This is a genomic window from Nostoc sp. C110, from assembly GCF_043099725.1.
GTDB lineage: Bacteria > Cyanobacteriota > Cyanobacteriia > Cyanobacteriales > Nostocaceae > Nostoc > Nostoc muscorum_A.
This window is the reverse complement of the sequence record NZ_CP171148.1, coordinates 5,086,035-5,112,723: the sequence shown is the minus strand read 5'-3', so window position 1 is coordinate 5,112,723 and position 26,689 is coordinate 5,086,035. Positions and strand designations below refer to the sequence as shown.

Below are 26,689 nucleotides of genomic sequence, written 5' to 3'. Positions count from 1 at the left end.
GCGTTAGGCTAAAGCCGTAATGCACCCTATTTAAGATTTACTTTTAATCTAAAATCTAAAATTGCGATGAGAGCTAGAATTGACAATCAAATACTTTTTATCCACCACGAAGATTTACCAGAGTTTAAGAAAGGTGGTTCGGTAGTTCGGAATTCTTATTTTTGGGCGTTACGTTCAATTGCCGCTCATGCTTCGCGTTATCGTGATTGGGAATACGAACCGGAGGTTTGGCTAGCACTTTCAAGAATGCTGTTATCTTTTGCTGAATCTGGGTATTTGGGTCTTAGAGAAACCTTGCTGGAATTTCCTTTCTCTCAAGGGGAAATTCCTAGTTTGCTACGAGATGTGTCTACTTTTGAGTAGAGTTGCTGCTGTGAGTAAGGGACGCAAAGTCTCAAAGTAGGCTACTAGTACCGCAAGGCGGAATTAAAAATTAAAAATTAAAAATTAAAAATGAATACAGCGTAAGGATTTCATTAATTTAGAAATAGGTGGTTTATTTCCGCCGTGTTGTACTAGTCCTATAGGTAGGTAATCATAGTTTATAATCTACCTTGATTAATTAAAGTTTTATCTTAAATTATAAATCATCAATTTTTAATAATTAAATCATCCCTTTCTCATGTATTGTGAGGAAGTTGGCATGAGATTTTTATCAGCAACGATCAAATTTTGGTGTTCTAAATAGTGAAGTACTTGGTTAACACATTGATCAATAGTGAATTTATCCGTTTGACAGATAATTTCTGGATTTAATGGTTCTTCATAAGGGTCAGAGATACCAGTAAAATGTTTGATTTGTTCTGCCTTTGCTTTGGCGTAAAGTCCTTTTACGTCACGAAATTCACAAACGGCAAGTGGAGTATTTACATAAACTTCGACAAAATTAGTAGTTGTCTGTTTGAGTTGATCTCGAACATCACGGTAGGGGCTGATTGCAGCAACGATCGCAATTATGCCATTGCGACTAAGTAATTCCGCAACAAAGCCAATACGACGCACATTTGTATCTCGGTCTTGTTTGCTAAAACCCAATTCTTGTGAAAGATGGGTGCGAACGACATCACCATCTAGCACTTCTAAGCGATGATTTCTCCTTTGCAGTTCTTGAGCTACACCGTGGGCGATAGTTGTTTTTCCTGCACCACTTAAGCCTGTCAGCCAGAGGACCATACCTTGTTGTTTCATGTTTTATTTAATATTTAACAACAGTCTTGAACCTTTAGTTATTAGCGATCGCTAAGGGTTAAAATCATCTCAAGTTTGAAAAAACACTAGATCCGTTTGCCTTGTTTCCCACCTCTAGCGGGGGCGCTAGAGGAATCTTTGGCTGGGCACATTAGCTTGGGTGAACTGTTGTCCAGAGTTGAAAGTAAAGCGATCGCTCCCAGCACCGCCTCCACCTCCTCCTTTAGCGGTGCTGTTGGTAATGGTCAGGTCAGAAAATTTCACGTTTCCAGACTTGATGAAGAAGGGACGCAAATCTTCATCGTCGGTTTGTCCATTGTTGTTGGCATCGCCACTGACAGTCTTGCCGTTGCCAATGACCACGATACCACTGTTGAGCAGGGTCTTCATCACGCTCGTTATTCTGATGTTCGATTTAAACTCGATCGCATCAGTCCCTGCATTGCGGTTGGCTTGGAGGATAGTGCCTACCGTGTCGCCGTTTCCATTGTCGGTGGTTTGAGTGACTTGATACAGTGTCATAGATTTAACCTCAAGTTTGTTCTTTGTTTAACGATTCAATAACTGCGATTATTCATTGGGCATTGAGTACCGCATTTGTTATTTCGGCGACTACATTTGTTATTTCGGCGATCGCATTTGCTATTTCGACGAACTCATTTGCTATTTCGGCGAACTCATTTGCTATTTCGGCGAACTCATTTGTTATTTCGGCGAACTCATTTGCTATTTTGGCGAACTCATTTGCTATTTCGGCGATCGCATTTGCTATTTCGGCGACAGCATTTGCTATTTCGGCGACTACATTTGCTATTTCTGCGATCGCATCTCGCAGAGAAGCAATTTCAAACCCTTACTTTTTCTAAATTACTTGTATAGTTTTATCTTGACTATCTACTACGCACCAATTTACAGCTTATCAACAGGTTAATCAAGGGTTCTTATAAAACATCCTACTTTTCCTATTTAATTGCGTAAATAATATTGCGCCTAATTATACTTTTGCAACACTTGGTAAGCAACTTGCACTCATCGGGCACTCAAATGACTTTCAATCCGTCACGATTAGCCATCATAGACAAACCCTAGTTAACAGTAGTGCTGAAGCAAGGGTAGTTGTAAGAAGACAATTAAGATACACCAGTTAGTGGAGGAGAATAATGTGAAAATAGCGATTATTGCGAAAACATTAATTACATCTATCGGTTTATTAGCTTTATTTGCTCCAAGTCAAGCATCGGCTCAACTTATACCCCAACCTTGGGTTTCAGTTGGTGGAAAAGATGGTGATGTAACTTATGCTGTAGGCGCTAGAGCTTTAAATTTTGGGGTTGAAGTAGGAACTGGCCCTGATGGCGCTACGGGAGTAGATGTTTTGAAATTTATCAGTTTGCCTGTCGTCTCACCTTATGTAGGAGTTGGACTTTATTCAGAAGATAAAGGTGTTGCAGTTTCCGGTGGTGTTCAGGTAAGTGCTACTGATAACGTTTTTGTTGGTGCTGGTTACAATTCTATTCGTGGTTTTAACGGGCAATTGGGAATCAGATTTTAACTAATTCGTAGGGGGAATAATTGAAGTTGAGATTATTTCTCTGACATGAACTGCGGAATCTTGTTGTAATGCTGATGCCGCGATCGCTTCACTCTCAACTATACTTAATCGAGCGATCGCCTGTTTCACTCCAGGTATACTTTGAGGATTGACGCTCAACTCATCCAGCCCTAAACCTAATAAAATTGGTGTTGCTACAGTATCTGCTGCCAATTCTCCACATAATCCTACCGAAATGCCCGCAGCATGGGCAGCTTTGATAGTTTGCTGCACCATTCGCAACACGGCTGGATGTAGTGCATCAACCAAATTTGCCACGCGGGGATTAGTGCGATCGCTAGCCATGACGTACTGACTCAGATCGTTAGTACCTATACTAAAGAAGTCTACTTCAGCTGCTAACTGATCTGCGATCGCAACTGCTGACGGAACCTCCACCATAATCCCTACTTTCATCGCGGCATCAAAGGGGATACCAGCTTGATTTAATTCAGCCTGGACTTCACTTAAAATTACCTTAGCTGCACGTACCTCCGTCACTGTGGCAATCATCGGCAACATAATCTTAATTTGGTGTCCTACACTGGCTCTCAAAATTGCCCGTAACTGAGTTTTGAATAAATCCAGATGATCTAAACAGAAACGAATTCCCCGCCAGCCTAAGAAAGGGTTGGCTTCTGGAAACCCGACTCTCAAATAGGGAAGTGGCTTATCACCACCGACATCTAAGGTACGAATAATTAGCGGACGATTATCTAAAACTTGGGCGATCGCCTGATACACTTCAAGTTGTTCTTCTTCTGTAGGGGCGCTTGTCCTATCGAGATAAAGAAACTCTGTGCGGAGTAATCCCACCCCTTCTGCACCGCTAGCTACAGCAACTTGCACATCATTTATACTACCAATATTGGCGAAAACGCTAACTTGCCGACCATCAAGAGTAATTGCTGGCTGGTGTGCTGTAGCTTGTGCTTCCTGTTGGGCAGTTTGCCAAGCCTCTCGCTTTGCCTCCAGTAAATCCAGGATATGTGATTCTGGTTCTACCCAAGCTTTGCCACTTTCACCATCAAGCGCCATGAGTGTACCATCTGCCAAGTGCAACACCTGGGAATCCACTCCCAAAACTGCGGGAATGCCCAATGTCCGGGCGATGATGGCGCTGTGGGAAGTGGCGCTACCAGAAGTTGTACAAATACCCAACACCATTCTCGGATCTAGCCTAGCGGTATCTGAGGGAGTTAAATCAGTTGCTACTAAAATCGCCGGTTCCGAAAGATGCAAGTTAGCAGGGGCATTCCCAGCTAGTAATCGTAGTACTCTTTGCCCTACGTCGATAACATCCTCAACTCGCTCTTGCAGATAAGCATCCTCAAGTGTTCGGTAGGAAGTCACCACCTTATCGACTACGGCTTGCCAAGCTGCTTCAGCATTTATATGGTGGTCTAAAATACGCTGATGAGCCGCTTCCAACAATACTGGATCTTCTAAAAATAGTAATTGAGCATCGAAGATGGCGGCTTCAGCGTCACCAATTTGCAGAGATGCTTGTGAAAAAACTGCTTGAATTTCTTGTCGAGCAGTTTGAATTGCTGCTTGTACTCTTTGCCACTCTGATTCAGGATCGTCTACATGATATTCCGTAATCGTAATGTGAGTGGGTTGATAATTAACCACAGGTGCGATCGCTACTCCCGCAGAAGCGGCAATTCCCGAAAGTTCGCCGTGAGTTGCTGGGGTAACTTCATGGTGAAATACTGGTGGAGAATTCAAGGCAACATTATCTTCACCAAAATTATTCGCGAATAATGCCTGTAATGCCGCTAGTGCTTCATCTGCATCCGAACCAGTAGCAGTAATCACTAGTTCGTGTCCTTGACGCACTCCTAAAGTGGTGACTTGGTTAATACTGTCACCCCGAACTAGCTCAGTATTTCTAGTTAAATTCTGCACCAGAATTTGAGATTTAAATCGGGCGACGGTTCCCACAAACTGGGCTGCGGGACGGGCGTGTAATCCTAAGCGATTGCTGACAATTAGCCGGATTTCTTTGACGGGAAATTCTGAATTTCTTACTTCGATGTCGTCACTGACAACTGGCAACGGACTTACACCCAATTGAGTTGCTTTTGCTAGGAGTGCGCCGCGTGCTTCCGCTATGACTTGGTGAATGTTTTTACCAGCCGCCGCAGCTACCACAGCAGCTACAGCACCTTCTACTAGAGGTGCTTCACACAAATACACTTTTTGTTGCTGTGCTTTTGGCAAAAACTCAATGGCCATTTCTGCACTCAGCAAAGCACTACCCAAATCCATCAATACCAAAACACCATCATCAGAGAAAACAGAAGCGATCGCTTCATAAACCTGAATCGGATCTGTACCCAATGGATTTTCAGGATCTTCAATACCTGCTGCAACAGCGATGGAAACTTGGCCCTGAACCATTTGCGCGGCGAGTTCCCGCACACCTAGAGCTAGTTGTTTACTGTGAGAGACGATAACAATTCCGATCGCTGCCATACCGCCAAACTTGTTAAGAGGTTTGCGTTTAGCTCGTTATCCATTACAGTTTCCCATTCCGCACCGCTAAAAACAGCGTTTATCCTGATCACAATTGCAAGTCCCCGAAGATATTCCGGTCTTTCCAGCTAGAAATACGAATAAAATAGCCTTCTTTTACAGAAATACGTGGTATCCACTCATAAACACCATCGCTAGCGGTACGGGAAGAAATATTTTGGATAAGTTTGTCTCCATCGTACAGCTTAATCGAGACATCGCTATCAAAATTATCTTGCCACAATATTAAATAGGGCTGATCCTTCTTGGGAAGTACTTTAGCAGTTAGCTGACCAATCAGGATTTTTGGTGCAACCTGATTTTTAGTTGTCTTACGAAATCCCAAATAATGAGGAAGGTTGCGGAAGGCAGGATTTTCTTGCGGATTAGACAGTTGGGGAACAATAATATTTCCGTTCTGGGAATTGAACAAATAAGTTGATCTGCCGCCATCAACAGTAATGATGTCGCCTTTAACTCCTAATTTACGTAATAAATCGGCTGCCTCATCCAGAGTTGCTTTGTTCACCGTCATAATCAACAATAACTCGTCACCTTTAACACCATCTTTGTCTAGAGTACCGATGACTTGATACTTATTTGCTTGGTTTTGGGCTAAGACTTTTGCTGGATGATCGCTGTATCGGTAAGTGACAATTGCATTTTTGACTCTATTTTGGTTCAGAGGTGCGCCGCTAACCTGGTTGTAATCGGTAATGTATGCCTGCTTATTATCCCAGACTAGAGCTTTGAGACGAATATTACTATAGTATTTATCTTTTGGTTGTTTTATTGGCCCATAAGGGCTATTGCCACCACTGATAACTACACCATTTAATTTAATTGGAAAGGATAATTGAGTACTAGACTCGTATTGCTCAAAAAAAGAACAATTAATTATTGAGAAAACGTTATTTGAGTAGAGTTTCTTATATTCTTCTGCAACTTCAGAAAACAAATGTCTTTTGAAAAAAGGACTGTGATATTTACTTTCTCCCTGATAATATTTACCCTCATTTATACCCATATTATCTACTTCCCCGATAATTTGGTCTATGTGTATTTTGCGGAGATTGATAACTTGTAAATAGGCTTCATTCCCATTGGGTAATTCTTTTTTATATAAAGCCGCTCCGTCTATAGCATGGAGAGGCTGATAAGAAGATAAAGGGTTGAAAGTTTGGGCAATCCAAAAGCTACTCAGAATTGGCAGCAAAAAAAGCAATAAATTTATTACAACATTCATGAGTATTTGATTGATTTATAGCAATTCTAAATCATTCGTTAAAAATTAAAATTATATCCCCGACTTCTTCAAGAAATCGGGGATCTGGAGATCATTTAGGATTGCTATGGGACTTCTACATTGACAGTAAAAACCAAGTATAGATGATTTGAAAAACCAGATCCATCAGGGATCTTAACCGAACTGTATTTTAAATGCTTTTGCGATCGCTCTCAAAATCTCAACGTTGAGCCTCTGAACTCGGAACTTCGACCTTTTTACTCAAACGTTGAGCCTCTGAACTCGGAACTCCGACCTTTTTGCTTGAACGTTGAGCCTCTGAACTTAGAACTTCGACCTTTTTGCTCGAATGTTGAGCCTCTGAACTCGGAACTCCGACCTTTTTGCTCGAACGTTGAGCCTTTGAACTCGGAACTCCGACCTTTTTGCTCGAACGTTCAAGCTTTGAGCTTTAAACTTGCACTTCAACAGTGCAATTGATGAGTTATTTCCTACGGTGCTACTTGTTGAGACTTAACTTTTCGATTTTTACGAGAAAACCGTTGCCCCATTTCTTCAACCATCGTATCTAAACCTGTCCCCTGACCACTGACTTTAGCATAGTTATATACTTGCAAGGCGGCTGCATAAGCTTCGCTGCCTACTGCCAAGGATGTATCATCTACCAAATCTTGCAATTGTGTCAACGAGAGCAATAGTGGATACAACGCTTCAAACAACTGGACATCTTTCCGCATCTCATCTATGTCAAACGATCGCGGTAAGAACTCTGGGTTTTGCGTCGCCACTTCTAATGCTTTGCTTACAAACGCCCGACTTTTGTCTCCCATCTTGGGTAATGCTTTGCGGTCATCTGCACTCAAATCAACTAAAAATGGTAAGTTTTCTTTAATTGTAGCGATCGCTTGGAACACAGCATCTCTCTGTGTTTGTGCCAGTGTTGCACTAATTGAGGTCGTAGACATAAGAATAACTCTCCAGTATGTTTCTTTAATCTAGAGTGCCCAGCTATACAAATTAAATTTCAATATGGTATTTCTATCTTGTCCGAACCGCGCGATCGCATAGTATATTTATCAAACAGAATTCAGGAGTCAGGAGTCAGAATCCAGAATGAATTCTGTATAACTGGCGGATGGTTTTGTAATACTAGTGGTATCAGAGATGATGGCTCAATTTGAATACAGCACTCTCGCCCATCCACAGGATATCCAACAGTTGGAACATATCCTTGAACAGTGTTTCATCAGCGCCCTTGGTGGTGAGGAAGCTTACATCAAGATGATTGGCGTAGAAAATTTCCGTATTATTCGGAGATTAGAGCAAGTAGCTGGTGGATTAGCAACTCTCGACATGGGTCAGTTGTGGGGTGGTCAACGTGTACCAATGACAGGAATTGCCGTAGTGGGCATTGCTCCAGAATATCGGGGTTCGGGGGCTGCGATCGCTCTTATGCAGCATACTCTCAAAGAACTTTACGATAGAGGTATAGCAATTTCCGCCCTTTATCCAGCTGTTCAAAGCTTGTATCGAAAAGTAGGTTATGAGCAGGGGGGTAGCTGGTGTATTTGGGAGATTGCTACCCAGAATATCCAAGTACGGGAGCAACCCCTACCTTTAGAATTAGTAGCAAGCATCAATCATGAAGTCTTTCATGAGCTATATCAGCAGCAGGCGAGACAAACGCATGGATATTTAGACCGACATCCAGCAATTTGGGAACGAATAATTCAACCAAATGATAAGGAAATAGTCTATACCTATTTGATTGGTACTAAAGACCAACCCCAAGGCTATATCATCTTTACTCAAGAGCGAACAAATAATGGTGAAATCCTCTTCGTAAAAGATTGGGTACTGAGTACAGTTGATGCTGCACAAAGTTTTTGGTCTTTTCTAGCAAGTCATCGCTCTCAAATTCAACAGGTGCGATGGAAGAGTTCTGCAATTGATTCCCTGACATTGCTGCTACCAGAGCAAACTGCCAAGATTAAGACTACAAGTCGTTGGTTGCTGCGGATAATAGATGCAGTCAAGGCGCTGGAATTGCGTGGTTATCCACCGGGAATCCAAGCCGAATTGCACTTAGAAATTCAAGATAATTTGCTAACTGGAAATAATGGTAAATTTATTCTTTCTGTCGCCAACGGACGTGGTGAAGTCACAAAAGGTGGAAAAGGTGAATTGCAGCTAGATATTCGGGAATTAGCGCCATTATATACAAGCTTGTTCACCCCCTACCATTTGCAAATAGCAGGAAAACTGAATGGTACAGAAACGGCTATTTTAGCAGCTACGCAAATATTTGCAGGTGCTTCGCCTTGGATGGCTGATTTCTTTTAAAGAATTGGGCATTGGGCATTGGGCATTGGGCATTGGGCATTGGGAATTGGGAAGAGGACTTGGGGACAAGGAGAATTGGGGACAAGGGGAAAGACTTGTTTCAAATTCTCACCTCTTGTCCCCTTGTCCCCTTGTCCCCTGCTCCCTGCCCCCTGCTCACTCACTCACTCACTCCCTCACCTGACTTACTTAAACAGACAAGGGGCTTAAGCTCCTTGTCTTAAACCCCTTGTTAAAAGTAGTTTTTGGTGTTGAGTTTCGTTCCTTAATCCAACCTACACTTAGATTGATCAAAACCTATTAAAAATAAAGGTTTATGATTTTTCTTTGATTAAGGTAATAGAAAATGGCTAGTTAGCTCAAGAAATTTGGAGTACCACTACCACCATTCTTACCAACAGCAGGAATTTCTAATAGACTATCCGTAGCTTTGCCAGTACCGTCATTGATAACGGCTGTAGAGCTACCTGATGGATGTCCATTGGGGACGAACAGTTGCGGATGGTCAAAAGGCGCTTTATCATACCGAACTCGCTCATCAGTCAGACCTTTTAAAAAGGCGACCAATTGCTGTTTTTCTTCCGGTGAAAGACGCAGTGGGGGAAGAAGCCCTAAGTCACCACCCCGATTGTAAAAATCAATCACTTGCTCTAAGGTTGCGTGACCTCCATTGTGGAAGTAGGGAGCAGTAAGTTCCACATTGCGAAGTCCAGGTGCTTTGAAACCTCCGGCTGCAAACACAGCTTCACTAGAATTCAACGGTGGATTCAGGATGGGAGGGTTTTCGCCAAGAAGAAGCTGGAATTTCCCTAACTGAGCCAATCGTGCTTCTGAAAGCGGATTACCGAAAGCGTCATTACCACCTAAACTAGGGTCTTCTGTAACAGGTGTGACACCAATATTGAAGAAGCCAGTGTCTTCAGGGGAGTTTGGCGGGAAGGGCGCACGTTTGATTCGTCCTTCTTTAGTCACATTGCTTGTTGAAGCAGCTGTCAATTCCGATCCAACGTGACAAGCAATACAGAAAGCTTTGCCTTCAAACAGTTGTTTCCCTTGTTGCTGCTCAGAAGTTAGGGCATTAGTGTTTCCTTCTAAGAAGCGATCGAAGGGCGTATCATTGGAAATGAGTGTAGACTCGTACAACTGAACTGCCAGCCCGAAGAATAGCGAGAAGTTGTACTCCATTAATGTGTACTCATTAGTCTCCAAGGAGCGATCGGGCTTCTTGACAAAAGTCCTTCTACCTTCAGCATCAACTTGGATGAGTTGATTAGACTTCCACCACTCCGGCTTGAAAGCATCTTGAATTAGCTGCCCATAAGTTTTATCTTTGAGTCCGGGTTTGGGCGATCTACTATCTGCACCTAAAACGCTGTCTTGAGGATGCACTACCTGCTTACCTAGCGGTCTGAGAGGTAATAACTTTTTCGCAAGTTTTCGGGGAAGCTTTTTACCTTTACCAGCGCTGAGGGATCTTTTGTCAATTCGCCCGAACTTATCACCAATTTCTTGAAAAGTTCGACCATCAGCAGACGATTCAAAGGAACTGAGTGGCGGGCCAACCGCTTGGGATGCCAAAGATGCATTCTTCAGACTGACTTTGACAAATTCTAGTTTATTTGGGTTTGCTGCTTTGGCGATCGCAGCATTAGGATCTCTTAAACCGAAAGGATTCACCCCATTAAAGATGTTTTGTGCCCTTCCGTCCCAAAAGTTGCGGAAGTTGAATGCTGAATTAATCACGGTTGGAGTATTACGCGGCTCGACGCGGCGCACATTAACGCCTCCCACGTTAAACACTGGATCTGGCTCGTTTGTTACTTTGTCTTCTGCATTACCAGGTGTGACATCAACAAACTTACTATTGAAGATCCCCTGAGAAGAACTGACATCGTTACTGTGGAAAGGAAAATCTCCTGGTTTGAGTTGGTAGTTTGGTAGTCCACCAACATTAAAAACTGCATCTGGATTCTCCGTACCATCAGGGTTAATCCGTAAAAGTCCAGGAGCAATCTGATTTTTGGATCTATTATCAGCCCCAGCATGGAAGTGACAACTAGCACAGGCAGTTACGCCGTCGCTCCCAACCTGCATATCCCAAAAAAGAGTTTTTCCTAACTTTACGGCGGCTACTTTGTCTTTTACGAAGTCTCCAAGATTGTCCGGCTGTGGAACCGATATGCTTTTGAGCGAAGGTAGAGGCGATGGCGTAACCTGGGCTGAGACAGTATTTCCAGCTAGTATTGCTGCCATAATAATGACAGCAATTGTTATAGTCTTTAAAAATTTTGATCTCAGGTAGTTAAGCTTGCCATATTTAAATCTCCACTCTTGGCGCTTTATTTTTGTCACCATAGATTTGAGTAAAAATCGACTTTTTGAGGTCAGTAGTCAGTAAATGGATAAGCTTGTAATAGAAATTACTAAGCTTAAGATGAGTATAAACCCCATAATGCTTTGTACTAAATTAAAGCTGAAACAAATTATACGTTTACGTGTAACCCTGAATTTTAATATTCATGTAAAGTAATTACGCTATTTACAAATTTTCTATAAACAAGAAACGCCACGATTTAGCACTAAAAATAAATTGAGTAGGGTCGATAAGCCGTTCTACATTTAATTTTTTCACTAAGCTATTAAGATAGATTATCAATAAAAGATTGTAAAATTTAGATATGCAAATTAGATATGTTTTAACTTCTCATCAGCCCTACTTTGAGTAGGATACTTGAATGTCACTACATCAAAGTTCTGGTCGCTGGCGCTTAGGGCTAGTATTATCGCTATTAACGGTTTTATTGTGGGGAATTTTACCTATTGCTCTGGCAGTAATTCTGCAAGTACTTGATGTCTATACCGTCGTTTGGTTTCGATTTTCGGTATCATTTTTACTACTAGCTGTGTATTTAGGAATACGCGGCAAGTTACCAAAGTTAGAACAACTGCGTTCTGCTTCTTGGAAATTATTAGCGATCGCTACACTATTCTTAGGGATTAATTACTTCTTTTTTACCCAAGGTTTATCACTAACATCACCTGCTAACGCTGAAGTTCTGATTCAATTATCTACCCTTTTATTAGGTTTTGGAGGGTTAGTGATTTTTAAAGAACGTTATCGGCTGTATCAGTGGATTGGTGTCAGTGTAATGATTTGCGGTTATGTTTTATTTTTTCGTGAACAACTAACGAATCTAATTACAGCGCATGGCACATATCTACTAGGTAGTGTTTTCATAGCGCTAGGCTCAATGTCATGGGCGATTTATGCTTTGGCACAAAAGCAGTTATTACAATCTTTATCTTCTGCCAGCATCATGCTGATTATTTATGGAGGATGTGCTTTATTATTCACTCCTCTAGCCAAAGTAAAATCACTTTTGATACTCGATCCTTTCCATTTAGGAATGTTGCTTTTTTGTGCTTTTAATACTTTAATCGCTTACGGTGCTTTTTCCGAATCATTAGAACATTGGGAAGCATCACGAGTAAGTGCCGTAATAGCTTTAGCTCCCGTTGTGACATTAATAGCAGTTGCAGTTGTATCAGTTATTGCACCTAATTGGATACCATCAGAACACTTCAGTTTCGTAGCAATATTGGGAGCAGGTTTAGTAGTTACAGGTTCAGTAGCGATCGCATTAGGGAAAGCTGATTCGTAGTAAGGATTTTCAGGATTTTTACTGTTTTCTTTATCTATAAAATCCGTGCAATATTCAAAGCTACAACATAAATACTGAGGCACAGTATTTTTTATTTGTTATGATTTGATAGTGAAGGCGAACTACGGGAGTCACCCATTATAAGATGGATACTTTACCCATCTGTGTGACACTGTAGGATCTGATTTTTGACTTTCTAGCCCAGAGAAAAATTCTTGAAGAAGAATTCATAAATCAGAATTCAGGAGTCAGATAAAGCTTTCTACATTCGCAAGTCATACAAAATTCATACTGAATTATAACGGCTGACTCCTAAATTCTGTTTTGATAAAATTGAGGCTAAAAACTTAAAGTAAACCAAGCAGGGTGTCCGAATAACTACCAAAGCCAACACCTGATAAAACCAGACCACCGAAACAGTTGAGCGATGAATAGTTTGTTTGGTAATTGGGCCAGCAGCCTCAGAAAAAATTCCCTATTGCTGGTTCTTTCAACACTGCTGCCAACGTTTGGAATTAGCAATTCTGTCTTGGCAGCAGAGCGGATTTATGCATCTTATTCAGCCTTAGAGCTTTCCATTTCAGTCAACACTTTAGAAAACTATGCCAAAACAGGTGTAATTAACGAAGATTTGGCAGCGTATCAGCAATATTTGCCTCTACAACAGCTTCCAGAATTGCGACGGATTTTACTTAATCGTGTGAAGGTTAGTCCGGTAGTACTTTCGCAACTTCTCTATACACCGCAAGGAGAATTTTTGCTGCATCGGTTGGCGCAAGTCATTAAAACCAGTCAACCAGGATTTGATAATTTGCGTTCGGCGCTAATTTCAGCCTCTGCTGAATCGGGAGGCTTGACACTTTTGAATGTGTTGCGTAAATACCCCAGCAGCAGCATTCGTCTTGATGTCGCAGAGACTTTAGAAATAGCTACGGAATTAGAGAAACTTGTTAGCCAAACCCATAGTGCGATCGCAGCAGTTTCCCAAGAGTCTAAAATAGAAGCTGCTACCACTCCACAACCAAATCTCTCGCAATTACCTGATTTAAAGGTTCCTGGCAAGTTTAAGTCGCAAAAATACACCCTAAAGTTTTTTGACTCAAAGCGCAATCGGCTTTTATTAACTGATGTTTACATTCCCAATGTTCAAAAGACTGCACCCGTAATTGTGATTTCTCACGGCTTGGGTTTAGATAGCAGCAACTTTCAATATTTAGCTACGCACCTATCTTCTTATGGATTTGCCGTTGTCGTTCCTAATCATCCTGGTAGCGATGCTAAACAATTACGTTCTCTCCTAAAGGGACACGCCATTGAAGTAGCAGAACCAGGTGAATTTCAAGACCGACCTTTGGATGTCACATATATATTGAATCAATTGGAAAAAGGTAATCAATCTGATTCAAGGTTTAAAGGTCGCTTAAATCTGCAACAAGTCGGAGTATTTGGTCAATCTTTGGGAGGCTACACAGCCTTAGCCTTAGCAGGCGCAAAAATCAACTTTGAGCAGCTAAAACAAGACTGTCAACCAGCAGCACTGCAAAAAACCTGGAATATGTCTTTACTGCTCCAGTGTCGCGCTTTAGAATTGAGCATCAGCAAGTCTGGCAAGGATTATAACCTGCGGGATGAGAGAGTAAAAGCTGCGATCGCAGTTAATCCCATTACTAGTTCTATTTTCAGCAAAGCTGGCTTAAGTCAAATCAAAACTCCAGTGATGATTGTCAGCAGTAGTGATGATACAGTTGCACCAGCTTTATCTGAGCAAATTTTACCTTTCTCCTGGTTTGCGAATTCCCAAAAGTATCTCGTCATGCTTGTAGGTGGTACTCACTTTTCCACCATTGGTAATGGCAATCCTGCAAATCAACAAGTAGCATTACCTACTGATATGATTGGCGATGCTTCGCAAGCGCGTCGTTACATGAATGTTTTAAGTTTATCTTTCTTCCAAACATACATTGCAGGAAAACCACAATACACCCCTTACCTTAACGCCGCATACACTCAAAGCATTTCTACTAAGTCTCTTGGTTTAAGTCTTGTCAAGTCATTGAATACAACCGAATTAGCTCAATTACTGGATATGCAAGGAGCCAAAACCGTAAAAAAAAAGTTCCCAACACCATAGTCAGCTTCGGATTTTGGATGTTGGATATTGGTGTTGCATTGCTGCATGTAATGATTTTTGTTTGATTTATACAGACGTAATTTATTACGTCTGTAGAGTTTATTTGCACCTTTATAAAATCAGAGGTTCAATTCTTGCTTGCACTTCTTCAATTAGATCCTCTTGAACTCTCTCTACAAACAAAACTTTTCTAACTTTCCAGTCTAGTGATTTGATCTGATCGGCTAACACTACTCCACTGGTTATCATTCCATCAGGAAGCGGAACTTCAAAGTTAAGACCTTTTTTTTGATTAGTAATTGGACAAATTAAAACTATGGAAGCCATTTGATTGTATTTTAATGGCGACATAACTAAAAAAGGACGATAGCCCATCTGCTCACGCCCTTGAGGTTTTAGTTCTGCACTAAGTGTTTTAGCAATATCTTCAAATGACATTCCTGATGTTCTTAATGCTAATACACTTCGGATAGAATCAGCCGTAATTTGCGTTGTAGTTCCACAGTCTAACTTGACAATATCGCCTCTATCTGGAACGTATGGTTTAATTACCAAACTTCATTCCCCATAGCAGATCCGGTATCTATTTCAGAATGGAAATTATCTGGAGTCATACCTTCCAATAATTCATCAAGCGTATATTTTTTTCGCTGCTGCGGCGTGATGACAATACTATTGCCTGAAACGCTGAAAGTTATGTCTGTTCCCTCTTTTACATTAACTTGTTCAGCCAAAGCTTTCGGAAGTCTAATAGCTAGACTGTTTCCCCACTTAGCAACAACTGTGGTCATAGCTACCTTTAAATACTTTCTTAGAGAATTACACGCCCAAACGTAAAACTTTCGGAGCTTGACACATCTACTTTAGACTCTTATGCGTATCTACTTTGAATATACCATAATCTGTATTTTCAGTCCGTTATGGAAGCGGTAATATACTCTACCCGATCTTTTAATTATTTGCCCTTACCTACTTACCTCAAAAAACCATAACAAGCACAGATGATATGCGATCGCATTCATCCTTATCGGCATATACTTTAAAGAAATATGACATTTAATTGCGCTATTGTAAAATTCAGCTTTACATAAGTTGATTTATGAGCCAGCCTAAAAATACTACTACCCAAGCGACTGCTCTGACTAACCACGATCGCAAACCTATTCATATACCTGGCTCTATTCAACCTCATGGTGTACTACTAGCACTCAGTACTCAGTTAGAGATACTGCAAGTTAGCAACAAGACCCAAGCTTATGTAGGTAAAGAGCCAAAAGATTTGCTTGGTAAACCATTGAGCTATTTATTAAAAGCTCAACAAGTAGAAGCTGTAAAGCAGTGCTTGGTAAAAAAAATTGGCAGTCCCAATACTTTTAAAGTATCAATAAATACTTCGGATGGGGTACGAGATTTTGATGCGATCGCTCATCGTACAGAAGAGGCTGTGATTCTGGAGTTAGAACCGACTGACTCAAAATCTGAGGTGAGTTTTCTAGGTTTTCATGCTTTGGCGGGTGAAGCGATCGCAAAAATGCAAAGCACATCAAACCTGATAGAATTTTTGCACTTAGTGGCTGAAGAAGTCCAAAAAATCATCGGTTTTGATCGGGTAATGGTCTATCAATTTGATGAGTCGGAAGCGGGTTCTGTTGTTGCAGAAGTAAAACGGGAAGATTTATCACCTTATTTAGGACTTCATTATCCCGCTACGGATATTCCAGCGCAGGCTAGGGAGTTATACACACGATGCTTTCTGCGATTTCTTCCCGATTTGACGGCCGAACCTGTCCAGTTAGTTCCAACGCAAAATCCGACAACACATCAGCATCTTGATTTAAGCTACTCTGTGCTACGGAGTTTTGATTGGTGTTGTGCTGAATATCATCAAAATATGGGAGTGAAGGCTCTTTTGGTGATTTCGTTGATTCAAGAGCAGAAACTTTGGGGATTAATATCTTGCCATCATCAAACACCAAAGTATATTTCCTACGAAGTACGCAAGATGTGCGAATTTTTGGGACAAATCGTATCTTCAGAGTTAGCGCACAAAATTAGTTCTTCGGAATGGGACTATAAGGTAAAACTCAAATCGCTACAGTCTGAGTTCCTTGAGTCCATCTCCCAAGCAGACAACTTTATCGATGCCTTAATCAAACCGGAAATCCGCTTGCTGGATTTTGTCAGTGCCTCTGGAGCGGCGGTTTGTCTGGATAATGAAATTAACCTTGTGGGAACCACACCAAATATTGATCAGGTGCGGGCGTTAATTGAATGGGCAGATACTCAAGTTAGTGACAACCTTTTTTCTACCGATTCTCTGCCGAAGCTTTATCCAGAAGCACTCATATTTAAAGATACTGCCAGTGGTTTGTTGCTGCTGCGAATTTCTAAAGTCCGGCGTTATTATATTCTTTGGTTTCGCCCTGAAGTTATCCAAACAGTACACTGGGCAGGAAATCCACAGGAATCCATTCAAGCTCAGACAGATGGTAGCTACACCCTGTCTCCCCGAAAATCCTTTGAACAATGGCAAGAAACGGTTAGATTAACTTCTTTACCTTGGAAAGGGTGTGAACTTGAAAGTGCGATCGCTCTGAGTAATGCGATCGTTGGTATTGTCCTCTCGAAAGCAGATGAATTAGCTAAAATCAACCTGGAGTTAGAACGCAGCAACCAAGAACTAGCATCCTTTGCCTACGCCGCTTCTCACGATCTCAAAGAACCTTTGCGGGGCATTTATAACTTCTCGACGGTGCTGCTAGAAGACTATGCCCAAGTATTAGATGATGATGGAATTGAGTGCTTGCAAACAGTAGTGTCCTTATCTGTACGCATGGAAACTCTGATTAATGCTTTGCTGCGACTATCGCAGTTAGGACAAGCACATCTCCGAGAGCAAGCAACCGATCTCAACGAATTGCTCAACCAAGTAATTAATGTCTTTCATGCTAGTCGCCAAGGCTCTGGGCTTGTGGATATTCGCATTCCTCGGCCTTTACCAACAATTCAGTGCGATCGAGTTCTAGTTAATGAAGTCTTCAGTAACCTCCTTAGTAATGCCTTCAAATACAACGATAAAGCAGAGCAATGGGTTGAGATTGGCTACCTTTCTCAAGAAGAGGGACAGGGAGCGGGGAGTAGGGAGCAGGGAGTAGGGAGCAGGGAGCAGGGGGCAGGGAGCGGGGAGCAGGGAGCAGGGGAAGCAGGGGGAGCAGGGGAAGCGATTATTCACCAATGCCCCATGCCCCATGCCCAATGCCCAATCTTTTATATCCGAGATAACGGTATTGGCATCCCACAGCATCACTTAGAAACTATCTTTAGATTATTCAAGCGGCTGCACTCTCAGGAAAAGTACGGTGGAGGAGCAGGTGCAGGATTAGCTATTGTTAAGAAGATTGTTGAGCTTCATAACGGCCAAATTTGGGTTGAATCTACACTAGGTGTTGGCTCTATTTTCTATTTCACGCTGGAATAGTTTAAGATAATAACCAAATATGTATTTTTGTTAAGCTCTTTTAAGACCACGAATGACAAAAAAACTTCATGAACCTCTGCTTGTTGTTGAGGACAGCAATGAAGATTTTCGGATGCTACAACGTCTGATGCGGCTCATGTCCGTTCAGAACCCCATACATCGTTGTACTAATGGGGATGAGGTTTTAGAGTTCCTGTATCAACAGGGGAGCGATGCCCATAGCAAAGGCGAAAACTTACCCAACTCTAAAGTAGCATTACGACCCTCTGTGATCTTGCTCGATCTGAATTTGCCAGGTATTGATGGCCGTGAAATTTTAGATCGGCTCAAGCAAGACAAGAGTTTCAAGGAAATCCCCATCGTTGTTTTTACCACATCATCAAATCCCAAGGATATTGAGTTGTGCTACCAAAAGGGCGCAAATGGATATCTGGTAAAGCCGATGGATGCTCAGGAACTAAAAAAGACGATCCAGGCATTTGTGGATTACTGGCTTGAAGCCAATATGCCGCCAGTCTTGGATTAATTTTTTATTGCCTGTTGATGAGGCAGTAGGGAAAAAAGGATAATAAAGGAGACGGTTCAGAGGGCACAGAGACATTTTCTTCTTTGAGTCACTGTGTCTGTTTGTCTCTGCTAGATTCCTTTTCCCCATTTTTCTGTTTTTGAGTATTTGATGTTTCTTTAGGATTACTAAAGAATTTAGATTTTATTTATACTTATTTTATATTATTTTTAGAATTATGCAATAAAAACCAATCTGGATAAAAGGGATCTACATTCCCGATCCTCATACCTGTATATGTTGGACATAAGGACGCTACTCATCATTGATGATTGTGCAGCAGATCGGAAAATATATCGCCGATATCTGTTGAAAGATCCGCACCAGTCCTACCAGATATTTGAGGCAGACTGTGCAGAAGAAGGACTTGCTTTGTGCCAGAAAATCCGCTGCGATGCCATTCTGCTGGATTTTTGCCTACCTGATATGAGTGGGATAGAACTCTTCGATCAAATGCAGCAGGAGATATTTAAGACTTCTGTCCCTGTGATTATGTTGACAGGGCGGGGCGATGAAGAGGTGGCTGTGCAAGTCATGAAACGGGGTGCGCTGGATTATTTGGTGAAGCATAATCTGACACAGGATGTACTGCAATTAGCAGTCCGTAATGCCATCAAGCAATCATACTTACAAGCCCAACTCAGCAAAACTCAGGAAAGACAGCGCTTAATTGCTACAACTGCTTTACGAATTCGCCAGTCTCTTAACCTAGAGCAAATTTTGAATACAGCTGTAGCAGAAGTACAGCAACTTCTAAAGTGCGATCGCGTGATGGTGTATCAGTTCACCCCAGATACTGACGGTAAAATAGTTGCCTCATCAGTTGAGTCATTCCGCACTGTAGCATTGTGCGATCGCGTCGCGCCTGGGCAAGAAGCAGGGGAGCAGGAAGCAGGGAGCAGGGATCAGAGGAAGGAAAGAGGTAAATTAATTACTCATTCTCCCCCTTGCACCTTGCACCCTGCCCCTCTGCCTCTTGTGTCCAATTCCCAATCCCCAATCCCTTATATTTATGAGCTTGGGTTGTGTAATTGTGTCAGCTTGAAAGAGGAATTTAATACTAATGCAAATTTAGTAGTTCCCATTAATTTGAGTAACAATGGGAACCCAACTCCCAAGCTTTGGGGTTTGTTGATTGCTCACCAAAATTCTGGAGAACGACATTGGCAAACTGATGATGCCCAAATGCTCAATGAAGTTTCGGTACAATTAGCGATCGCTATCCAACAAGCTGAATTGCTAGCCCAAACTCAAGCAGCCCTTGCGAAAGAAAAGCAACTCAATGTATTTAAATCCCAAATTATTGCAACAGTTTCTCATGAATATCGAACGCCGCTAACTTCAATTCTGGCGGCTGCATCAACTTTGGCAAAATATAGTCAGCAACTGGATGAGTCTAAACAACAAAGGTTTTTAGGAATTATTGAACAGAAAACAAGGTATATGTCCAAACTTGTGGATAATATGCTTCTGGTTAACCAATTTGAACTAGAAAAACCCAAATTTAAGCCAATCCCACTAGATTTGCTGCAATTTTTTTCTGATCTTATAGAACAAGAGCGAGAAACAACAGGCGATCGCCACGAATTAATTTTTCAAATTACTGGGCATACCCAAGGCTTTTGGGGCGATCGGGGACTGTTGCAGCAAATTTTTATTAACTTAATGTCTAATGCAATTAAGTACTCTCCAGATGGAGGTGCTGTAGAGTTCCACCTGATCGGCAAAGAATCAGAGGTGATTTTTTACATCCAAGATCGAGGAATTGGTATCCCGATTAAAGATCAAGAAAATTTGTTTCAATCCTTCTGTCGTGGAAGTAACGTTGATACAATTCCTGGCACGGGTTTAGGATTGGCGATCGCTAAAGGTTGTGTAGAATTACATGGTGGCAATATCACCTTATTTAGTGAAGTAGGGCAAGGAACTAAAGTTACAGTCAGCTTACCAAAGGTATTCCCAATCGATCAACTTTCCCCATCATCAACTTGATTTGTAGAAGTATATAGCACTTATCGGTTATCTGTATTAATTAAAATTTTAAAAACAAATATTGTGATTTTTACTCTTGAATTTCTATGTTGGTAATCAGCCATTCTTCGATTGTTTTACCGCAAGGCTCAGAACTTTGGCAATCACTGACATTCTCTAGCCCATAAGACATCTTTACTTTTTTATTGACGTATTTCTCTGGTTCGCAAACCTCAAATGTTGCCCCGACACCTTCATATAATTTACCTTTTTCATCAACAACACTAACGTAGCATTTTAAGTCTCCATTCTGCATATCTTTGATAGTACCCAATATCGGGTTATTGTGAGGAATTTCATTAGTTTTGTTATTTTGAATAGGTGTTTTTTCATTTGATGTTGGATTACTAGTTTTTTTACCAACTTCGATCTTATTTAGCTTTTCTTTATTTGCATAAATAGATTCAGAATTAGCTGGAGTAGTTGTTGCAGTATTTGCTTGATTAACTTTATTTGGTTGAGAAGTACTATTGCCATCACCGCAACTTGCAATCAACATAGAAGAAAGAATTAACATTGTAGTAGTGAAAATTGCTTTTTTCATTTAATTTATGTTTATAAAACCCTATCGATGATTATTTTGGTAAAAGTATTTTATGTGTTGTCACTTATAAGTGACAATGTGGTATTTACTGTACATACTCGGCGTTATCTGCATTTTGTGTGTATTTTTCGGTAAAGTGCTTACAGGATATCTTGAAGGTGATTAATGTGTATAAATTAATGCTTGAGAAAGCTTTAATTACCAAATATTAATGCTTTGAGCCTTAAATAAGTATTTAATAGAGTTTAGAAGCTGTAAGTATTGATTTTGTGTTATTTCAAGGTTTTCTCAACTTAAACAAACCATTTGACTGGACTTCCCACGACTGTGTAGCGCGGGTGCGAAAATTGTTGCGCCTCAAACGTGTCGGACATGCGGGAACCTTAGATCCAGCCGCCACAGGGGTTTTACCAATTGCCCTTGGTAAAGCCACAAGATTATTGCAATATCTGCCAGAAAACAAAGCTTACAAAGCCACTATTCGCCTGGGTGTGCGTACTACAACCGATGATTTGCAAGGTGAAATCATCACTTCTCAACCTTGTGCTGGATTAAGTTTGGCAGAAGTAAAAACTGCATTAGCACAATTTGAAGGCAAGATTGAGCAAATACCACCTATTTATAGTGCAATCCAAGTAGATGGTAAGCGTCTCTACGATTTAGCACGCCAAGGGAAAACAGTAGAAGTTCCAGTGCGAACAGTGGAAGTTTTTCGGATAGATATTTTGGACTGGAGAGAAGGAGATTTTCCTGAATTGGATGTGGCGATCGCTTGCGGTTCTGGTACATATATTAGAGCGATCGCTCGTGACTTGGGTGCAAACTTAGAAACTGGTGGTACTCTGGCGGCTTTAATTCGCACCGAAAGTAGTGGTTTCAATTTAACCGATAGTCTTACATTGACTGATTTAGAAGCACAACTACAAGCTGGAATATTTCAACCCGTTTGCCCAGATGCAGCCTTACAACATCTATCATCTGTTACTTTACCAGCAACATCTGCTCAAAAGTGGTGTCAAGGTCAGCGAATTTCTCTAACTTTTGATGTCCCTACAATAGTGCGAGTTTATGATGAAGAGACTCGCTTTTTAGGTATTGGACAATTACAAGACGAAGTGTTGATCCCTCAAATGGTTTTTGAACCAATTTCTTAAAATCTTAGTTATTGGTCATTTGTCATTGGTCATTTGTCAAAAAGAATAATATAACGAACTACTATGCAAGAAAGGTTAGACCAGATTGAGGCGATTATAGAGCGGACAGCACAAAGGACTGAAGCGATCACTGTGTTCGCTATACAGGAGAATGGCAAGTAATGAGCGATCGCCATCCTACAACTGCTGCACGTCTCAATGTTTACATCCAAGGTCAAGGATTCCCCATTTTGGGCTTACATGGTCATCCTGGTACTGGTCGTAGTCTTTCTGTCTTCACCAATCATTTATCAAAACGCTATCAAACTATTGCCCCTGATTTACGCGGATATGGCAAAAGTCGGTGGAATGGCAATTTTACTATGACTGACCATTTAACTGATTTAGAAGCGCTGCTGGATCGCTTAAATATTGACAAATGCTTAGTATTGGGATGGTCACTTGGGGGCATTCTGGCAATGGAACTGGCATTGCGTTTACCAGAGCGCGTTACTGGGCTGATTTTAGTAGCGACAGCTGCAAAACCCCGTGGTAGTCATCCGACCATCACTTTGCAAGATAATTTATATACTGGCGTTGCTGGCTTATTAAACTATATAAAACCGAGTTGGCGATGGAATATTGAAACTTTTGGCAAGCGATCGCTTTTCCGCTACTTAGTTCAACAACATACATCCACAACTTACAACTATATCGCCAAAGAAGCAGTACCAGCTTATCTGCAAACCTCTCCTGCTGCTACTCGTGCCCTCTATAGCGCCATTCAGTCACGATACAATCGGCTTCCAGATTTGCCACAAATACAATGTCCTAGTTTGGTACTTGCTGGCGATCAAGACCGCCACATCACATCTGATTCGAGCCTAGAAACTGCTCAACACCTCCAAAATTCTCAGTGGCAGTGCTATTCAAATACCGCCCATCTTTTCCCGTGGGAAGTCCCCCAGCAGGTGCTGAATGACATTGACCATTGGCTGGAAGAACATCCGCAGGTAATTGGTATTCAATAGTCCCAGAGTTTTTACCTCTGAACCACATAATTCGCAATTAGAACTCGAAATTAAGTTAGCGTCTCGTAGAGAAGCCCATTACGAATTACGAATTACGAATTACGAATTATCTTAATTTTCGCCTAACTTAAATCTGACCGCCAAAGGCAGGCTGTACTTTGCGGTCAAATCTTTCCCCCAAGTCTTCAGCAATTGTTAAGGTATTAGGTTTGCAACGTTTGACACGCACAGTAATTCCCGTAGCTCCTTCGACTTCTAAATCTTCTATGTATCCAATGCTTGAAAATTTTGCATCAGAAGAAGTCAGAAATGGCCCAAAGTAGTAAGTACACCGGGGATTTTGCGTCACAATCTCTACCCACCAAGCCAGGCCGATGGAGTCGAATGTGTTAATCAACACTTCCTTGAGGTTATGCCAAAGGGTTTTCATGTTTTTCGCCGATTTATAAACGTCTACAGGGTGTTAAACGATATGGTGCTTTATTATCTTTTACATTTCTTTATACTCTGTTACTGTTATTTTTTCAAAGAAATTTTTTGTAACTTATCTAAGTACAGCGTATTTAGCGATCGCTGACGATAAATTTCATAAAGCGCCATCCCTGCTGCTACAGAAGCATTCAGGCTGGGAGTCTTACCTTGCAGAGGAATCGATACCAAGAAATCACAGGAACGTTGAGTCAACATACCCAGACCTTCGCCTTCTGAACCGATTACCAAAACGATTGGGCCTTTGAAATTTACAGTATGCACGGGTTCGCTTCCACTTGCAGCAGTACCATAAATCCAAAAGCCAGCTTCTTTTAATTCTTCTAAGGCGCGGCTGAGGTTAACAACTCTAGATACAGTAAAGTTTTCTAAAGCGCCTGCTGCTACTTTCATGACAGTGGAAGTGATCCCAGATGCCCGTCTTTGGGGAATTACTAATCCTTGAGCGCCTATTGCTTCGGCGGTGCGAATAATTGCTCCTAAGTTGTGGGGATCAGTAATTCCGTCAGCCACTACAATAACGGGATCGGTTACAGATTTAGACTGTTCAATGAGGTCGGCCAATTCGATATAGCCGTAGGGAGCAGTTTGTGCTGCCACACCTTGATGATTAGCGCCATTGGTAAGATAGTCTAAGCGCTTGGGTTCAACCTCATCAATAACGGTGCCATTTTCCTTAGCTTGCAGCAGAAAATGGTGAAAGCTGGGATCGTAGCGCAGACGGGTAGTAATCCAGATGCGGTTAAGATTGCGTTGATTTTGCAACGCACTCAATACTGGATGACGACCGTAGATGAGATCGTTATCTTCTTCTATCGGTTGTGTAGATACAGGCGGCTGAGAGAAGCTGCTATTTCGTTGTCGAGAATTGCCAGAAATGGTGTTGCTATCTATTTTCCGGGGATTGCGAATGGGAGCAACAGAAATGGGGTTGCTATCTATTTTCCGGGGATTACGAGTGGGATTAGCAACAGAGATAGGGTTACTATCTATTTTCCGGGGGTTGCGCGTGGGATTACTAACAACACGCTTACCCTTAATTTTTATAGGTTTACCACGATTGGGTTCGCCGGTAGAAGTGTTGTTGATGATTTTTCTCGGTTTATTCTGCATTTGATTTATGGATATAGCTTATGGTTGAACATACCGATTACCGTAATTTCTGGAACCTAATCTACTGCTGTACCTATTGTTGTGAAATTGAGTTTTCACCCTTTTTCTACATGAAGCATTTGCAACAGTTCGGTTAGACGCTGGTAATCTGTGAGATATAAATAGCCTATTAGGGTTTCTAGACTAGTTGCCTGTTGATAAATTTCGGGATTAAGTCGCTTAGGGCGGCCTGTAGCGGCGTTTCTACCCCGTCGGACAATTTCTAATTCGGTGTCCCTCAGATGAGGAGTTAGCGATCGCAAATGTAGCGCTTGTGTTTCTGCTCTTACCTGCTCCACTACCAGACTATGGTAAATTCCCGACCGCTGCAATGGCAGCAGATAGAACATTCTAACATACAACTCATAAATTGCATCCCCCAAATATGCTAAAGCAGTAGGAGAAATTTGTTGCACTTGTGAGAGGGAAATCTGTTGGAATGGCCCTGTGGTTGCCAAGAGTGCTTCAGTCCAAGATAAACTCTGCTTGGGAGTTTTATCTTGTCCATCTAATAGCTCTTCCTCCTGTGACTTCACAAATAAATCATTCCTTGACGGGCTAGATTTGGCAGGCATTCTTCGCAAAGACTGATTTTTTTGAAGTATGCCATGATAGTATACTTAGCATAATCAATACTATCAAAGTTACTTTTTAATTTCATCTTTTTGATTGAGAGTTGGCATTTAAAATCACCCTGATGTCAACGCCTTGTAAACCAAATTTCGCCTACTTCTTGTAGTCTGTGTCTAAGATAGGGTAAAATCTGAACATCAAATACACCCCGTTACTAGATAGCATTGCTATGCTTACTTAGTAAGTGACAATTTTTAACTATACAGTATCAAGTCAAGTTTATCTATAGACAAATCTGCTAAATTTGTATTTTTTACAACTTTTTCAGACTTGGTTATTTATCCGAATGTTCTAGTAAGCGATTACACAGCAATCACTTGGTATATATATTTTTTTGATTGCTCTACTTTAAAGATAATAGCGCAACTGGCTTATTGCCTCTCCCACAAGGAGAGAGGTTTTCTGCCAGAAGTTTTAAAAATTAAGCTACCCGATATTGAATCTGGATAGCTGAATTAGTCTCTCGGTTCAAGCAACCAAGACTACTTGACGTTTTCTAGAGCTTCTTCAACTGATTTTTGCAGGGAGAGAAACTTCTCTAGACGAACAAGCTTGACCGTTTGAGTTACGCGGGCATTCGTGACAATTTGCAAAGTGCCTTCAGCAGTTTGAGCCTGCTTGGCTAGCTGCACCAGAGCGCCCAAGCCAGAGCTATCAATAAAGTCGATTTGTGAGAGATCCAAAATAATGTGCTTAGGGCCCTCTTCAATCTTGCTGCCAAGCACTTTGCGAAATGTGGGTTCAGAAAAGGCATCTAACAAACCTGTGAGGCGGAATAGCTGGCAGTTATCCCGGACTTCACGAGTACCCCTCAGGCTAACGGTTAGATTCAGTGGCTCAGCAATAATTCCCTCCTCATGAGTTAAAGTGAACGCTCAAGTATAGATGGTTTTTGAGCATGTTGTCTACAATCTTTTGGGGCATTGGGGATTGGGCATTGGGCATTGAAAAA

Annotated in this window: 24 protein-coding genes; 11 read left to right on the top strand and 13 right to left on the bottom strand. The window is 41.4% G+C overall.

Features of this window, described 5'->3' with window-relative positions:
- The first annotated feature begins 66 nt into the window (after nt 1–66).
- A complete protein-coding gene (locus ACFFRD_RS27170; protein ID WP_114083200.1) occupies nt 67–363 on the top strand; it encodes a hypothetical protein in 297 nt (98 codons plus the stop codon).
- A 246-nt stretch (nt 364–609) separates the two neighbouring features.
- Here ACFFRD_RS27170 and cysC read toward each other — a convergent pair whose 3' ends face one another.
- Both cysC and ACFFRD_RS27160 read right to left on the bottom strand, forming a co-directional pair.
- A complete protein-coding gene (gene cysC, locus ACFFRD_RS27165) occupies nt 610–1,188 on the bottom strand; it encodes an adenylyl-sulfate kinase (protein WP_392478653.1) in 579 nt (192 codons plus the stop codon).
- A 126-nt stretch (nt 1,189–1,314) separates the two neighbouring features.
- Complete coding sequence (locus ACFFRD_RS27160; protein ID WP_392478651.1) at nt 1,315–1,710, bottom strand: hypothetical protein; 396 nt, start codon at nt 1,708–1,710, stop codon at nt 1,315–1,317.
- A 23-nt stretch (nt 1,711–1,733) separates the two neighbouring features.
- On the opposite strand from ACFFRD_RS27160, the gene ACFFRD_RS27155 reads away from it, so the two are divergent.
- A complete protein-coding gene (locus ACFFRD_RS27155) occupies nt 1,734–2,054 on the top strand; it encodes a hypothetical protein (RefSeq protein ID WP_392478650.1) in 321 nt (106 codons plus the stop codon).
- Between the two features lie 296 nt (nt 2,055–2,350).
- Entirely contained in the window at nt 2,351–2,740 is a 390-nt protein-coding gene (locus tag ACFFRD_RS27150; RefSeq protein WP_392478648.1) for a hypothetical protein, read from the top strand.
- Here the strand turns inward: ACFFRD_RS27150 and ptsP are convergent, their stop codons facing one another.
- The 3 genes from ptsP to ACFFRD_RS27135 form a co-directional block, all read right to left on the bottom strand.
- Complete coding sequence (gene ptsP, locus ACFFRD_RS27145) at nt 2,741–5,260, bottom strand: phosphoenolpyruvate--protein phosphotransferase (RefSeq protein ID WP_392478647.1); 2,520 nt, start codon at nt 5,258–5,260, stop codon at nt 2,741–2,743.
- A gap of 88 nt (nt 5,261–5,348) precedes the next feature.
- The gene (locus tag ACFFRD_RS27140; protein WP_392478645.1) at nt 5,349–6,545 is read right to left on the bottom strand and encodes a hypothetical protein; all 1,197 of its coding nucleotides are present in this window, start codon (nt 6,543–6,545) and stop codon (nt 5,349–5,351) included.
- 491 nt (nt 6,546–7,036) lie between these two features.
- Entirely contained in the window at nt 7,037–7,510 is a 474-nt protein-coding gene (locus ACFFRD_RS27135; protein WP_114083191.1) for a hypothetical protein, read from the bottom strand.
- Between the two features lie 199 nt (nt 7,511–7,709).
- Between ACFFRD_RS27135 and eis the strand changes: the two genes are divergently transcribed.
- Nucleotides 7,710–8,888: an enhanced intracellular survival protein Eis gene (gene eis, locus ACFFRD_RS27130; RefSeq protein WP_392478643.1), complete on the top strand. Its 1,179-nt coding sequence runs from the start codon at nt 7,710–7,712 to the stop codon at nt 8,886–8,888.
- Between the two features lie 354 nt (nt 8,889–9,242).
- Here the strand turns inward: eis and ACFFRD_RS27125 are convergent, their stop codons facing one another.
- Entirely contained in the window at nt 9,243–11,141 is a 1,899-nt protein-coding gene (locus ACFFRD_RS27125; RefSeq protein ID WP_392478641.1) for a cytochrome-c peroxidase, read from the bottom strand.
- 482 nt (nt 11,142–11,623) lie between these two features.
- Between ACFFRD_RS27125 and ACFFRD_RS27120 the strand changes: the two genes are divergently transcribed.
- Both ACFFRD_RS27120 and ACFFRD_RS27115 read left to right on the top strand, forming a co-directional pair.
- On the top strand, nt 11,624–12,550 hold the full coding sequence (locus tag ACFFRD_RS27120) for a DMT family transporter (RefSeq protein WP_392478640.1): 927 nt from the start codon (nt 11,624–11,626) through the stop codon (nt 12,548–12,550).
- Nucleotides 12,551–12,977: 427 nt separating this feature from the next.
- On the top strand, nt 12,978–14,681 hold the full coding sequence (locus ACFFRD_RS27115; protein WP_392478638.1) for an alpha/beta hydrolase: 1,704 nt from the start codon (nt 12,978–12,980) through the stop codon (nt 14,679–14,681).
- 111 nt (nt 14,682–14,792) lie between these two features.
- On the opposite strand, the gene ACFFRD_RS27110 is transcribed toward ACFFRD_RS27115, so the two are convergent.
- Both ACFFRD_RS27110 and ACFFRD_RS27105 read right to left on the bottom strand, forming a co-directional pair.
- Entirely contained in the window at nt 14,793–15,236 is a 444-nt protein-coding gene (locus tag ACFFRD_RS27110; RefSeq protein ID WP_114083186.1) for a type II toxin-antitoxin system PemK/MazF family toxin, read from the bottom strand.
- Nucleotides 15,230–15,472: an AbrB/MazE/SpoVT family DNA-binding domain-containing protein gene (locus tag ACFFRD_RS27105; RefSeq protein ID WP_114083185.1), complete on the bottom strand. Its 243-nt coding sequence runs from the start codon at nt 15,470–15,472 to the stop codon at nt 15,230–15,232. Before ACFFRD_RS27105 ends, ACFFRD_RS27110 begins: the two co-directional genes overlap by 7 nt.
- 308 nt (nt 15,473–15,780) lie before the next feature.
- On the opposite strand from ACFFRD_RS27105, the gene ACFFRD_RS27100 reads away from it, so the two are divergent.
- The 3 genes from ACFFRD_RS27100 to ACFFRD_RS27090 all read left to right on the top strand — a co-directional run bounded on the left by ACFFRD_RS27100 (nt 15,781) and on the right by ACFFRD_RS27090 (nt 20,716).
- Nucleotides 15,781–18,159 (top strand): ATP-binding protein, encoded by a 2,379-nt coding sequence (locus tag ACFFRD_RS27100; protein WP_392478635.1) that lies wholly within the window; start codon nt 15,781–15,783, stop codon nt 18,157–18,159.
- 52 nt (nt 18,160–18,211) lie between these two features.
- Nucleotides 18,212–18,685, top strand: a complete 474-nt coding sequence (locus ACFFRD_RS27095) for a response regulator (RefSeq protein WP_392478633.1) — start codon at nt 18,212–18,214, stop codon at nt 18,683–18,685.
- Nucleotides 18,686–18,961: 276 nt separating this feature from the next.
- Nucleotides 18,962–20,716: an ATP-binding protein gene (locus ACFFRD_RS27090; RefSeq protein WP_392478632.1), complete on the top strand. Its 1,755-nt coding sequence runs from the start codon at nt 18,962–18,964 to the stop codon at nt 20,714–20,716.
- Nucleotides 20,717–20,786: 70 nt separating this feature from the next.
- On the opposite strand, the gene ACFFRD_RS27085 is transcribed toward ACFFRD_RS27090, so the two are convergent.
- A complete protein-coding gene (locus ACFFRD_RS27085; protein WP_392478630.1) occupies nt 20,787–21,299 on the bottom strand; it encodes a hypothetical protein in 513 nt (170 codons plus the stop codon).
- A 269-nt stretch (nt 21,300–21,568) separates the two neighbouring features.
- Here ACFFRD_RS27085 and truB point away from each other — a divergent pair, with 269 nt between their 5' ends.
- Both truB and ACFFRD_RS27075 read left to right on the top strand, forming a co-directional pair.
- Nucleotides 21,569–22,453, top strand: a complete 885-nt coding sequence (gene truB, locus ACFFRD_RS27080) for a tRNA pseudouridine(55) synthase TruB (RefSeq protein WP_392478628.1) — start codon at nt 21,569–21,571, stop codon at nt 22,451–22,453.
- 161 nt (nt 22,454–22,614) lie between these two features.
- The gene (locus ACFFRD_RS27075; protein WP_392478626.1) at nt 22,615–23,463 is read left to right on the top strand and encodes an alpha/beta fold hydrolase; all 849 of its coding nucleotides are present in this window, start codon (nt 22,615–22,617) and stop codon (nt 23,461–23,463) included.
- 127 nt (nt 23,464–23,590) lie between these two features.
- On the opposite strand, the gene ACFFRD_RS27070 is transcribed toward ACFFRD_RS27075, so the two are convergent.
- The 4 genes from ACFFRD_RS27070 to ACFFRD_RS27055 form a co-directional block, all read right to left on the bottom strand.
- On the bottom strand, nt 23,591–23,893 hold the full coding sequence (locus ACFFRD_RS27070) for a DUF1816 domain-containing protein (RefSeq protein WP_114083179.1): 303 nt from the start codon (nt 23,891–23,893) through the stop codon (nt 23,591–23,593).
- A gap of 86 nt (nt 23,894–23,979) precedes the next feature.
- Complete coding sequence (gene rlmB, locus ACFFRD_RS27065; protein WP_392478624.1) at nt 23,980–25,065, bottom strand: 23S rRNA (guanosine(2251)-2'-O)-methyltransferase RlmB; 1,086 nt, start codon at nt 25,063–25,065, stop codon at nt 23,980–23,982.
- A 95-nt stretch (nt 25,066–25,160) separates the two neighbouring features.
- A complete protein-coding gene (locus tag ACFFRD_RS27060; RefSeq protein ID WP_185580683.1) occupies nt 25,161–25,640 on the bottom strand; it encodes a ribonuclease III domain-containing protein in 480 nt (159 codons plus the stop codon).
- Between the two features lie 579 nt (nt 25,641–26,219).
- The gene (locus ACFFRD_RS27055; RefSeq protein ID WP_083782327.1) at nt 26,220–26,585 is read right to left on the bottom strand and encodes an STAS domain-containing protein; all 366 of its coding nucleotides are present in this window, start codon (nt 26,583–26,585) and stop codon (nt 26,220–26,222) included.
- Between the last annotated feature and the right edge of the window lie 104 nt (nt 26,586–26,689).